The organism is Vibrio sp. Isolate24 (assembly GCF_022398215.1).
GTDB classification, from domain to species: domain Bacteria; phylum Pseudomonadota; class Gammaproteobacteria; order Enterobacterales; family Vibrionaceae; genus Vibrio; species Vibrio coralliilyticus_A.
In genome coordinates, this window is sequence record NZ_JAKEUU010000008.1 from 97,571 (window position 1) to 110,309 (window position 12,739).

11 protein-coding genes are annotated in these 12,739 nt (G+C 45.8%); 7 read left to right on the forward strand and 4 right to left on the reverse strand.

Annotation, left to right across the window (positions count from 1 at the left end):
* The first annotated feature begins 12 nt into the window (after positions 1 to 12).
* Positions 13 to 435 (forward strand): F0F1 ATP synthase subunit epsilon, encoded by a 423-nt coding sequence (locus L1D23_RS19860; RefSeq protein ID WP_006957442.1) that lies wholly within the window; start codon positions 13 to 15, stop codon positions 433 to 435.
* 154 nt (positions 436 to 589) lie between these two features.
* Positions 590 to 1,951 (forward strand): bifunctional UDP-N-acetylglucosamine diphosphorylase/glucosamine-1-phosphate N-acetyltransferase GlmU, encoded by a 1,362-nt coding sequence (glmU, locus tag L1D23_RS19865; RefSeq protein WP_239870928.1) that lies wholly within the window; start codon positions 590 to 592, stop codon positions 1,949 to 1,951.
* 46 nt (positions 1,952 to 1,997) lie between these two features.
* On the opposite strand, the gene L1D23_RS19870 is transcribed toward glmU, so the two are convergent.
* Positions 1,998 to 2,738: an amino acid ABC transporter permease gene (locus L1D23_RS19870; RefSeq protein WP_239870930.1), complete on the reverse strand. Its 741-nt coding sequence runs from the start codon at positions 2,736 to 2,738 to the stop codon at positions 1,998 to 2,000.
* A gap of 91 nt (positions 2,739 to 2,829) precedes the next feature.
* Between L1D23_RS19870 and L1D23_RS19875 the strand changes: the two genes are divergently transcribed.
* Entirely contained in the window at positions 2,830 to 3,606 is a 777-nt protein-coding gene (locus L1D23_RS19875) for a transporter substrate-binding domain-containing protein (protein ID WP_239870933.1), read from the forward strand.
* Between the two features lie 46 nt (positions 3,607 to 3,652).
* Here L1D23_RS19875 and punC read toward each other — a convergent pair whose 3' ends face one another.
* Positions 3,653 to 4,852, reverse strand: a complete 1,200-nt coding sequence (gene punC, locus L1D23_RS19880; protein ID WP_239870936.1) for a purine nucleoside transporter PunC — start codon at positions 4,850 to 4,852, stop codon at positions 3,653 to 3,655.
* A 149-nt stretch (positions 4,853 to 5,001) separates the two neighbouring features.
* Here punC and punR point away from each other — a divergent pair, with 149 nt between their 5' ends.
* The gene (gene punR / locus L1D23_RS19885) at positions 5,002 to 5,907 is read left to right on the forward strand and encodes a DNA-binding transcriptional activator PunR (RefSeq protein WP_239870948.1); all 906 of its coding nucleotides are present in this window, start codon (positions 5,002 to 5,004) and stop codon (positions 5,905 to 5,907) included.
* A 56-nt stretch (positions 5,908 to 5,963) separates the two neighbouring features.
* On the opposite strand, the gene fadA is transcribed toward punR, so the two are convergent.
* Positions 5,964 to 7,139: an acetyl-CoA C-acyltransferase FadA gene (gene fadA, locus L1D23_RS19890; RefSeq protein WP_239870939.1), complete on the reverse strand. Its 1,176-nt coding sequence runs from the start codon at positions 7,137 to 7,139 to the stop codon at positions 5,964 to 5,966.
* 12 nt (positions 7,140 to 7,151) lie between these two features.
* Entirely contained in the window at positions 7,152 to 9,323 is a 2,172-nt protein-coding gene (gene fadB / locus L1D23_RS19895; RefSeq protein ID WP_239870942.1) for a fatty acid oxidation complex subunit alpha FadB, read from the reverse strand.
* A 248-nt stretch (positions 9,324 to 9,571) separates the two neighbouring features.
* Between fadB and L1D23_RS19900 the strand changes: the two genes are divergently transcribed.
* The 3 genes from L1D23_RS19900 to hemG are packed head-to-tail and all read left to right on the forward strand — an operon-like array spanning position 9,572 to position 12,235.
* The gene (locus tag L1D23_RS19900; protein WP_239870945.1) at positions 9,572 to 10,195 is read left to right on the forward strand and encodes a YigZ family protein; all 624 of its coding nucleotides are present in this window, start codon (positions 9,572 to 9,574) and stop codon (positions 10,193 to 10,195) included.
* A gap of 45 nt (positions 10,196 to 10,240) precedes the next feature.
* Complete coding sequence (locus L1D23_RS19905) at positions 10,241 to 11,698, forward strand: TrkH family potassium uptake protein (RefSeq protein WP_239838779.1); 1,458 nt, start codon at positions 10,241 to 10,243, stop codon at positions 11,696 to 11,698.
* Positions 11,699 to 11,707: 9 nt separating this feature from the next.
* Positions 11,708 to 12,235, forward strand: coding sequence for a menaquinone-dependent protoporphyrinogen IX dehydrogenase (gene hemG / locus L1D23_RS19910; RefSeq protein WP_239838778.1), 528 nt, complete (start codon positions 11,708 to 11,710; stop codon positions 12,233 to 12,235).
* Positions 12,236 to 12,739 lie beyond the last annotated feature (504 nt).

The following is a 12,739-nucleotide window of genomic DNA, read 5'->3' on the forward strand; positions in this document are numbered from 1 at the left end:
CTAGGAGGCGATATGGCACCAATAACCTTTCACCTAGACGTAGTAAGCGCTGAGAAGAAAATCTTCTCTGGTCGCGTTGAAACGTTTCAGGTGACCGGTAGCGAAGGTGAGCTGGGTATTTTCCACGGCCACACTCCGTTACTGACCGCTATCAAGCCTGGTATGGTGCGTATTGTGAAACAGCACGGCCACGAAGAAATCATTTATGTTTCTGGTGGTATGGTGGAAGTTCAGCCAGGTACAGCGACTGTACTGGCTGATACTGCTATCCGTGGTGAAGAGCTAGACGCAGCGAAGGCAGAAGAAGCCAAGCGTCGCGCTGAGGAGAGTATCCAGAATCAGCACGGCGATATGGACTTCGCTCAAGCGGCCAGTGAGCTGGCGAAAGCCATTGCTCAGCTACGTGTTATCGAGCTGACAAAGAAACGCCGTTAATCCTATTTACGGTGTTTTAAAAATGATAAAGGCGGTCTTATGACCGCCTTTTTGCTTAATTTTTAATAGAAATTTTTCCAGAGCAATTAACTAATCTTGGATAAGTGTCTAGAATACCCCTCAGTTTAAAAACAGCACATTTAAAGGTTACTGAATGAAATTTAGCGCGGTGATCCTCGCAGCGGGTAAAGGGACTCGCATGTACTCGAACAAGCCCAAAGTACTGCATACCTTGGCGGGCAAACCTATGGCAAAGCATGTGATTGATACATGTGCCAGTTTAGGTGCGCAAAATATTCATTTGGTGTACGGCCATGGTGGCGACCAGATGCAGAAAGAGTTGGCGGAAGAGTCAGTCAACTGGGTGCTGCAGGCTGATCAATTAGGTACAGGTCATGCTGTGGATCAAGCCTCTTGTCAATTTGAGGATGATGAAAAGATCTTAGTGCTCTATGGTGATGTACCACTGATCTCAGAAGAGACAATCGAAAGCCTATTGGATGCGCAGCCTACTGGTGGTATCGCGTTACTGACCGTGGTACTGGATAACCCGATGGGGTATGGACGCATTGTGCGTAAGAATGGCCCTGTAGTAGCTATCGTCGAACAGAAAGACGCGACTGAAGAGCAGAAGCTGATTAAAGAGATCAATACTGGTGTAATGGTCGCGACAGGTGGTGATCTGAAACGTTGGCTATCTGGTCTAAATAACAATAATGCCCAAGGTGAGTATTATCTGACGGATGTCATTGCTGCGGCTCACGACGAAGGTCGTGCTGTAGAAGCTGTGCATCCAGTAAATCCGATTGAAGTGGAAGGCGTTAACGACCGTGCTCAACTCGCTCGCTTAGAGCGTGCTTTCCAATCAATGCAAGCACAAAAGCTGTTAGAGCAAGGCGTTATGCTACGTGATCCTGCTCGTTTTGATCTACGTGGTGAACTGCAATGCGGAATGGATTGTGAGATCGATACCAACGTGATCATTGAAGGCAAAGTCACCTTAGGTGATAACGTGATCATTGGCACAGGTAGCGTGCTAAAAGACTGTGAAATTGATGATAATTCCGTCATTCGTCCTTACAGCGTGATTGAAGGTGCAACGGTGGGTGAAGACTGTACGGTTGGCCCGTTCACTCGCTTACGCCCGGGGGCTGAGATGCGTAATGACTCTCACGTAGGCAACTTCGTTGAAGTGAAGAATGCGCGTATTGGCGAGGGCTCTAAAGCGAATCACCTGACCTATTTAGGTGATGCGGAAATTGGTCAACGCACAAACATCGGCGCAGGCACGATCACCTGTAACTATGATGGCGCAAATAAATTTAAGACGGTTATCGGTAATGATGTATTTGTTGGTTCTGACAGCCAACTAGTAGCGCCAGTAAGCATCGCTGACGGTGCGACAGTTGGAGCGGGAACCACATTAACCAAAGATGTCGCTGAAGGAGAGTTAGTGATTACCCGCGCGAAAGAGCGCAAAATCACAGGCTGGCAGCGTCCCGTCAAGAAGAAGTAGTCCAAAGTAATTAAAGGATCGCCGCCTTAGGGCGGCGTTTTTGTATTCAGTTGCTTGGGATCGCTATTCGTTGCTCCAACCACCGGACAGCTTGTGATACCAGTAGAATCAATACCAGATATTCCAGCACCAAGAAGGTATAGATCTCGAGTGGTAAGTACTCATTAACTACCAACTCATTGGCCCGCCTTGTTAAGTCACTCAAGCCAATCACACTGACCAGTGAACTCATTTTTAGGATATAGACAAATTGGTTGCCGAGTGGTGGTAGGATTTGCCTAAATGCTTGTGGAAGGATCACTAAGCGCATCTTTTGCCAATAGTTCAGGCCAAGTGACTCAGCTGCTTCATGCTGTCCTTTGGCAATAGATTGAATACCGCCACGGAACACTTCCGCCATAAAAGCACTTTCGGCAATGGTAAGAGCGATGACACCTGCCCAGAAGTGATCGAGGGAGATGTCCAATAGTGTTGGTAGGCCGTAGTAGACCCACAGCAGCAGAACAAGCACAGGAATTGAGCGAATCACTTCAACATAAACCCGGTTAAAGCCATTTAGCCATGTTGAGCTCGATAATGAGGGCAGAGCAACCATCAAGCCAATTAACATGGCGAGAGCCATGCTCAACAAAGAAATCGTCATCGTGTCGTAAAACCCTGCACTGAGAAACTTCAGATTGGTTTGGCCTTGCTCTGTCGCAGGATCGAGCACATACCAGCCCCATTGGTAGTCACTACAACCAGTAAGGAGCAGAAGTGTTGCCAGCCAGAAATAACGATAGGTCACATTACATCCTGTATTGTCTAAAAAATTATCTTTGTTGCTGCTATGTTAGCAGTGAACAATCACAGAGCGTAATAACTTTAAGGAAGATTAAATGAACAAGTTCATCCTCGCACTCGGACTGTGTATTTTATCGATTGGGCAATCGGCGGCTGACACTAGCCGACTTGATGATATTCTCGACAGCGGAGTATTACGAGTAGGGACGACTGGGGACTGGAATCCGATGACGATGAAAGACCCAGCAACGAACAGCTATCGTGGTTTTGACATTGATGTTACCACTGAACTGGCTAAAGACTTAGGTGTGAAAATTGAATACGTGGCGACAGACTGGAAAACCTTGGTCAATGGTATTACAGCAAACAAGTATGACATAACGGGAAGTGCATCATTGAATATGTCACGTGCGAAAGTGGCAGGTTATAGTCAACCTTATTTCTATTTGGCGTTTGTACCCGTCGTACAGAAAAAGGATCTACAAAAATTCTCGGATTGGAGCGATTTCAATAAAGAGGATGTGAAAGTGGCCGCAACGTTAGGCACGGTCCAAGAAAAGATGGTCAAAGAGTTTTTCCCTTCCGCGAAGCACATCGTCATTGAAGCGCCCGCTCGCGATTTCCAAGAGTTATTGGCTCGTCGTGCAGATGTTTCAGTCACCTCCAATGTTGAAGCTGCAACACTGGTGGAGAAATTTAAACAGCTTGCGATTGTCCCTGTAAAACAGCCACGTAAACCGACACCGATTGCGATGTTGCTGCCTCAGGATGATCAGGTATGGATTAATTACATTAACCATTGGGTGGAGCTGAAAAAAACTCAGGGCTTCTTTAAGAAAACCGCTGAAAAATGGGGACTTACAAGCATGTAAGTGCTTTGAATAGGAAAGAGCCGCATTGTGCGGCTCTTTTTATCGTTTATTCGTCACTTACCACTCGTGAATTATCTGGAGTTGTAAAGTGCTCAGACAATTGACGATTAGAGACAACAAATCCTATCCACAACCCACCCATACAGATCAGAATAGTGACACCTGTAATGACTTGAGCTTGGCTAGCCATCGCCGCGACTAATGCACTGGCGAGACTGCTGATGCAGATCTGCAAACTGTTTTGCAGTCCTGCTGCAGTGGCTGGGCTCTGCTTAGCGCTGGCCAATGCGCGGTTGACGACAATCGGGTAAAGCGCACCGTTCGCAACCGCAATTAAACAGAAGGGTGCAAGAATCGGCCAGATAGACGTTAGCTGCCATTGTGAGGCGATAAACACCAGTAGTGAAGCGACACTGAATAAACCAATCAACTGGCGCAGTACTTTTTCGTCACCAAATTTGGTTACCCCTTTTTTCCCTAGGTAACCACCAGCCATAAAGGCGATCGTCTGTGGAATAAAACTTAGACCGATATCTTTGGCTTCGTAACCAAGCTGAGCCATGATTTCTGGCATCCCAGTTAAGTAAGCAAAGAAGGCCGCTGATGCGGTAGCAAACATCATGACGTTGCCCAAATAAGTCTTTGAGCCTACTAGCGCTTTGATGTCTGAACCTATGCTTGTTTGTTTGGCTGGTGCCTTCTCCTGGCTTTGTGCCATTGTTGTCACTGCCAAAAATAGCCCCATTAAGGTCAGAGTGACGAAAATACTGTGCCAACCAAAGTTATCTGCCAGTACAACACCCAGTTGGGGGGCTAACGCGGGAGAGAGTGCGACTAAGGGCATGATGGTGGCAAAGATTTGTTGGCTGCTGCTGGAATAACGCTTGATAACCATGGCTTGCCAAATCACAGCGGGAGCGCAGACGCCGATGGCCTGAACGAAGCGAAGTGTCAGTAATTGCCAGACTTGATCGCTGAAGGCGAGACCAAAAGATGCCAAAGTAAATAAACCTAAACCTACGGCAAGAGTATTACGGTGGCCAAATTTATCAGAGGCCAGCCCCCAGAGTAGCTGACCCATTGCCATACCGACTAAAAAGACGGTCAGCGATAATGCGATTTGTTCTGGACCTGTGGCGAAGTCATTTTCCATGACCTTGAAAGCAGGTAAGTACATATCTGTGGCAATAAAACCTAGCATTGATAACGAGGCTAAATAAAAAAGTTGTAATTTAGAGATTTTCATCATCTTTCCATTCAAAAAAATTCACGGATTGTTATAAGTTGGCGCCAACCTTTTTATTAACTTTGCTATTCTATTTTTCATATTAATGAAATTGAAACGCTAAAATTTACAGTTATTAATCAAAATTTTTGAAAGGTATTGTTGTGGGTGTGTTTTCGCAAACATCGTTAGAGCTGGTGGACACTGTTGCTCGGTTGGGCAGTTTCACTGCGGCAGCGGAAGAGCTGCATAAGGTGCCGTCTGCGATTAGTTATAGTATTCGTCAGATAGAGCAAGAGCTGGATGTGGTGTTATTTCGTCGTCTTCCAAGAAAAGTAGAACTGACAGCGGCTGGAGAACTGTTTTTGGATCAAGCCAGAGCTATGTTACGTCAGATGGAAGAAGTGAAAGCGCAAACGAGACGCGCCGCCCATGGGTGGCAGAAAACGCTCAAGATCACGTTGGATAATGTGGTGAAGCTTGAGCGACTCAAACCTCTCATTGAAGACTTCTATCGGACTTTTCCTTACGCTGAATTACAAATCAATATGGAAGTGTTTAATGGTTCTTGGGAAGCGATTTCACAAGGTCGCGCTGATATCGTTATCGGTGCGACAGCAGCGATTCCCGTTGGAGGAGATTTTGAAGTTCGTGAAATGGGTATTTTAGATTGGGCGTTTGTCATGTCTCCCAGCCATCCGTGTGTGAAACAGCAGGCATTAAGTGAAGAGTACGTCAGTCAGTATCCTGCAATCTGCTTAGATGATACTTCCAATTTATTACCCAAGAGACACACAGTGCATTATCCCAAGCAGCGCAGATTGCTGCTACCCAACTGGTACAGTGCGATAGAGTGCCTAAAAAACGGTGTAGGGGTGGGTTATATGCCTCGGCATATTGCGCGCCCTTTGATTGCTGAAGGGTTGCTGGTGGAAAAAATTCTTCCTGAAGAGAAACCTTTGAGCCATTGCTGCTTAGTGTGGCGCAAAGATGAAAATCATAAGATGATTCAATGGATGGTCGACTACCTAGGATCCAGTGAGCAGTTATATCAAGACTGGTTGCAAGCAAGATGAGGGGTTCAAAAAGCGCCAGTTCTTACTGGCGCTTTGCTTTTCTTACGAACGGCACTTTACGGACGTTCGAATACCGTTGCAATACCTTGACCTAAACCAATACACATAGTCGCGAGACCGTATTTTGCGTCTTTCGATTCCATTAGATTGATCAGTGTGGTTGAGATGCGTGAGCCAGAACAGCCTAGCGGATGGCCTAGTGCAATTGCACCGCCATTCAGGTTAACCTTCTCGTCCATCACTTCCAACAAGCCTAAGTCTTTTGCACACGGTAGAGATTGTGCAGCAAAAGCTTCATTAAGCTCAATCACATCCATATCTTCAATTGACAGGCCAGCACGTTTTAGTGCTTTTTGCGTCGCAGGTACTGGGCCATAGCCCATGATAGAAGGATCACAGCCCGCAATCGCCATACCTTTGATACGGGCACGAATGGTTAAACCGAGTTCGTTTGCTTTGTCTTCACTCATGATCAGCATCGCAGACGCGCCGTCTGAAAGCGCTGATGACGTACCTGCTGTGACTGTACCATTTGCAGGGTCAAATACTGGACGTAACTGAGACAGGCCTTCTACAGAAGTCTCTGGACGAATGACTTCGTCATGGTCAAGAGTGAATAAGGTACCGTCCGCCGCATGACCTTCAGTCGGTAAGATTTCATTCTTAAAGCGACCTTCCAATGTAGCAGCGTGAGCGCGAGCATGAGAGCGTGCGGCAAATTCGTCTTGCTGCTCACGGCTGATGCCGTGCAGCTTACCCAGCATTTCAGCTGTCAGACCCATCATGCCTGCTGCTTTGGCGACATGTTTAGACATGCCTGGGTGGAAATCTACCCCATGGTTCATTGGTACGTGGCCCATGTGCTCAACACCACCAATTAGACAGATCTCAGCGTCACCTGTCATGATAGCGCGAGTACCGTCATGTAGCGCCTGCATCGAGGAACCACATAAACGGTTAACCGTCACCGCGCCAATTTCAATCGGCAGGCCTGCCAGTAGGGCAGCATTACGTGCTACGTTGAAGCCTTGCTCTAGGGTTTGCTGAACACAGCCCCAGTAAATATCTTCAATCTCACTTGGATTAACCTGAGGGTTACGCGCTAGGATGCCTTTCATTAAGTGTGCTGATAGGTCCTCAGCACGAGTATGTCGGAATGCACCACCTTTAGAGCGACCCATAGGTGTACGTAGACAATCTACGATAACGACGTTTCTTGTTTGTAAAGCCATGTGGGAATCTCCTTAGATAGAACCTTGTTGCTGAGTGCCGTAGAAGGTTTCACCTTTAGCAGCCATATCAATCAGCATTTGTGGAACCTGATACATAGCACCGAGCGTTTGGTACTGTTCTGCCATCGCGATATATTCAGCGATGCCCACACTATCTAAGTAACGGAACACCCCGCCGCGGAATGGAGGGAAGCCTAAGCCGTACACTAATGCCATATCGGCTTCTTGTGGAGAGGCAATAATGTTTTCTTGTAGGCAAAGTACCACTTCGTTGATCATAGGAATCATCATACGTTGAATGATGGTTTGGTCATCGAACTCTTGAGTTTGGCTACAGACTTCCGACAGGATAGGTAGAATTTCGTCGGTGAAGGCTTTCTTCGGTTTACCGCGCTTATCTACGCTGTAGCTGTAGAAACCGCTGCCATTCTTCTGTCCGTATTTATTGGCGTCGAACAGAGCATCAATCGCATCGCGATCTGACTTACCCATGCGTTCAGGGAAGCCTTGTGCCATCACCGCTTGGGCATGGTGAGCAGTATCAATACCTACTACATCTAGCAGGTAAGCTGGGCCCATTGGCCAACCAAACTGACGCTCCATGATTTTGTCGACTTTGGTGAAGTCTGCACCGTCACGAAGCAACATGCTGAAACCACCGAAGTATGGGAATAGCACGCGGTTAACGAAGAAACCTGGACAGTCATTGACCACGATTGGTGATTTACCCATCTTCGCGGCGTAAGCAACAACACGATTGATGGTTTCATCCGAGGTCTTTTCACCGCGAATGATTTCAACCAGCGGCATTCTGTGGACTGGATTAAAGAAGTGCATACCACAGAAATTTTCAGGACGCTTAAGAGACTTCGCCAGTAAGTTAATTGGGATTGTCGAGGTATTGGAAGTGATAACAGTATCTTCGCTGACCTGTTGTTCTACTTCACTTAATACTGCGGCTTTTACTTTCGGGTTTTCTACCACAGCTTCAACAATCACATCCGAATTTTCAATCCCGGCGTAATGTAGACTAGGTGTAATCGACGCTAGGATACCAGCCATCTTAAATCCATCGATACGGCCGCGTGACAAGCGCTTATTAAGCAGCTTAGACGCCTCTGTCATACCGAGGTCTAAAGATGCCTGAGCGATGTCTTTCATCATAACCGGCACGCCTTTTAGGGCTGATTGGTAAGCAATACCTCCACCCATAATGCCTGCACCGAGCACCGCTGCGCGTTCAGTTTGCTTGTTAGCGTTTTTCGCTGCTTTCTTGGCAATACCTTTGATGTACTGGTCATTAAGGAAAAGACCAACCAGTGCTTTCGCTTCTTCGGACTTAGCTAATTTGATGAAGTACTTACGCTCAATATCTAGGGCTTCATTACGTGCAAAACGTGAACCTTCTTCAATGGCGATGACCGCTTTCATCGGTGCAGGGTAGTGCGGACCTGCTTTTTGTGCCACTAGGCCCTTCGCCATCGTGAAGCTCATCATCGCTTCTAACTTACTGAGAGTAAGTGCAGAGGTTTTTTGTTTGCGGCGCTGCTGCCAATCAAGCTTCTCATTAATCGCTTGGGTAAGCGTTGCTAGCGCAGATTCATACAATGACTCACTGTCAACCACAGCATCAAGTAAGCCAATTTTCAGTGCTTCATCTGCGCGGCAAGCTTTACCTTGCGTGATGATTTCCATTGCACTGTCAGCACCAATGACGCGGGGCAGGCGTACACAGCCGCCAAAGCCAGGCATGATTCCGAGTTTAGTTTCTGGTAAGCCAATGCTGGTGGTTTTGTCACCAATGCGCATGTCGGTAGCAAGTACGCACTCACATCCACCGCCAAGAGTATGGCCTTTCAGCACGGAAAGTGTAGGGACAGGCAAGTCTTCAAGTTTATTGAAGATGCTGTTAGCAAACTGCAGCCACTTATCGAGTTCGGCTTCTTCTTTAGCAAACAGGCTTAAGAACTCAGTGATATCTGCGCCAACTATAAAAGCGTCTTTATCTGATGTTAGCAGCAGGCCCTTGAGGCCTTGATGGGCATTCAGAGCATCGAGTGCTTTATCGAGTGATTCAAGAGTGGCGAGGTCGAGCTTGTTGACAGAATTGGGTGAGCAGAAACTGAGCTCAGCGATACCGTCGTGTAATTCCTTTACCTGTAGGGTTTCGGCTTGGTAAATCATTATCTATCTCCATGACATACAATCTTGGGATTGCGCGTACACCGACCTCAGGCTTGTGGTCGGCATATAGAAATGTCGCTTTATTTTTATTCTGGTTAGACCAGTGGTTTTAGTTTGGACTCAGCTAAAATTAAATTCAATACATTTTTTAAACAAGTGTTTAACATTGTGCGCTGCCGCTGATCTTTTAAGCGCGCTAATTGGGTTTCATGGTAGACTGGTAAGATAATGAAAAGTGACGTAATGCCATGAACGAACTGCCCTATCTTATCCCCGCTCAACTTGCTCTATTCGAAGAAGAAATTAAGAAAAGTGTCTTTATTACCCAGCTAGCGCATACTCCATCTGTCGAAGCTGCCAAGGCTTTTGTTGAGCAGGTTAAAGCACAACATTCAGGTGCCAGACACAACTGCTGGGGGGTTGTCGCAGGTCGACCTGAAGATTCAATGAAATGGGGGTTTAGTGATGATGGTGAACCTTCTGGCACGGCAGGCAAACCCATCTTAGCTCAGCTATCAGGTTCCGGAGTGGGTGAGATTTCGGCTGTAGTGACTCGATACTCTGGTGGAATAAAACTTGGTACTGGTGGCTTAGTCAAAGCGTATGGTGGTGGTGTTCAGCAGGCACTCAAGTTGCTTCAAACAATTGAGAAAAAAATAACCACAAAGCTATTAGTGGAGTTAGACTATGGCTTTATTACTATTGTTCAGGCTTTACTGCCGCAATTTAGCGCGCAAGAAGTGGAGACTGACTATAGTGAACAAGTAAAGATGGTCGTGGAAATTGAACTTCGCTATGTAAGTGACTTTACCCAAACCATAATCAACAAAAGTGGAGCCAAGGCTTTGGTTACCTCTTTAGACGGAAAATAAAGATAATCAGGAAGTCGGAAGCTCAGCTTCAGTAATCATCAGTTCATGCAGTTTCGTTCAATAATTCGTATTGTCGGGCTATTGCTCGCTCTTTTTAGTGTCTCAATGCTAGCGCCTGCGCTGGTCGCGTTGATTTATCGTGACGGTGCTGGTGTGCCTTTTGTTACGACTTTCTTTGTTCTGCTCATCTGTGGCGCTATCTGCTGGTGGCCAAATCGCCGTCATAAACATGAACTCAAAGCCAGAGACGGTTTTCTGATTGTTGTATTGTTTTGGACGGTTATTGGTAGTGCGGGTTCGATTCCTTTTTTGCTTTCTGATAATCCTAATGTGTCAGTGACAGACGCTTTTTTTGAATCTTTTTCTGCGCTGACGACTACAGGAGCAACGGTGATTGTTGGTCTTGATGAGCTTCCCAAGGCACTATTGTTTTATCGTCAGTTTCTACAGTGGTTCGGTGGAATGGGGATCATCGTACTTGCTGTGGCAATTCTGCCTGTACTAGGTATTGGTGGCATGCAGTTGTACCGCGCGGAGATTCCAGGTCCAGTCAAAGACAGTAAGATGACGCCTAGGATTGCTGAAACCGCAAAAGCGCTGTGGTACATCTATTTGAGCTTAACGATTGCGTGTGCCTTGGCATTCTGGTTAGCGGGCATGACGCCGTTTGACGCGATAGGTCATAGTTTTTCCACTATCGCAATTGGTGGTTTTTCAACGCATGACGCCAGCATGGGCTACTTTGATAGCTACGCGATTAACATGATTACCGTGGTGTTCTTACTCATTTCTGCGTGTAACTATTCTTTGCACTTTGCTGCGTTTGCATCCGGTGGTGTTCATCCTAAATACTATTGGAAAGATCCAGAGTTCCGAGCTTTTATCTTCATTCAGGCACTGTTATTTGTAGTGTGCTTTCTGATTTTGCTTAATCATCACTCTTATAACTCTGTCTATGATGCTTTTGATCAGGCGTTATTTCAGACCGTTTCAATTTCTACTACGGCTGGCTTTACGACCACAGGGTTCTCCGAATGGCCGCTTTTCTTACCCGTACTTTTGCTATTTTCTTCCTTTATCGGAGGCTGTGCCGGTTCAACGGGGGGAGGGATGAAAGTTATTCGTATTTTATTACTCACTTTGCAAGGTGCGCGCGAGCTAAAACGTTTGGTACATCCAAGAGCGGTTTACACGATCAAAGTAGGTGGAACTGCACTCTCTCAACGTGTAGTCGATGCTGTATGGGGGTTCTTTTCTGCTTACGCTTTGGTGTTTGTGGTATGCATGCTGGGATTAATCGCGACAGGTATGGATGAGTTAAGTGCCTTTTCTGCAGTGGCAGCTACGCTCAATAACCTTGGCCCAGGTTTAGGAGAAGTGGCATTGCATTTCGGTGATGTTAACGATAAAGCCAAATGGGTATTAATTGTCTCTATGCTGTTTGGGCGTCTTGAGATATTCACTTTACTGATTCTACTCACTCCGACATTTTGGCGCAGTTAAGGAGCTTTTGTGACTAAAGCACTATTTCTTTATTCTTCCCGTGAAGGGCAAACCAAAAAGATCCTTCGTTACATAGAGCAAGAGCTTTCACAATTTGATGTAGAAACGCTGGACTTACACAGTGCTGAAAACATTAATTTTGAATTGTATGACAAGGTTTTGATTGGCGCATCAATCCGATATGGTCATTTAAATAAGCGGCTTTATCAGTTTATAGAGCAATATAGGCAAGAGTTAGAGTCGAGTAAGGTTGCTTTCTTTTGCGTTAATTTGACTGCGAGGAAAGAAGACCAAGGGAAAGATACTCCTGAAGGTAGCGCATATATTCGCAAATTCTTGATCAAGTCTCCTTGGAAGCCGGAGTTAATTGGTGTGTTTGCAGGTGCTCTCTATTACCCTCGTTATAACTGGTTCGATAAAATGATGATTAAGTTCATTATGAATATGACTGGAGGAGAGACGGATACCAGCAAGGAAGTTGAATACACCAACTGGGAAAAAGTCACATTATTTGCTCAAAAGTTTAGTAATTTGTGAATATAAAGGTGATATTTGGTCATTAGAGGTTAAGGTTTCACCGAAAGGTAAAAAAACACAGAAAAATCGAGAAAAAGTGTTGCCAAGATAATCTCTATCTCTATAATGCCCCTCGCTGACACGGCAACGCTTCAACAGAAATGTTAGCCCAGTTAGCAAGGTCAATTAGCCAAGCGGAAACGCTTGAAAATAAGTTTGAAAAAAGTGGTTGACACTAAACTTTATCTCGCTAAAATGGCCGTCCGTTTTGAGTAAGACTTAAGACGAAAGCTCTTTAACAATATAAACCTATCAATCTGTGTGGGCACTCGTTGATGATAATCCAATTAGAAATTTCTCTGAATAAAGAGGGGTTTCAAATTAGGTTTCAATGAWACGAAGTGACCATTGAATCTTCGGATTCAGCACAGTCAATTCAAACATTACTTTATGTAATGTTCAGTATTCATTGAGCCGAACAAAATCTTAAATTGAAGAGTTTGATCATGGCTCAGATTGAACGCT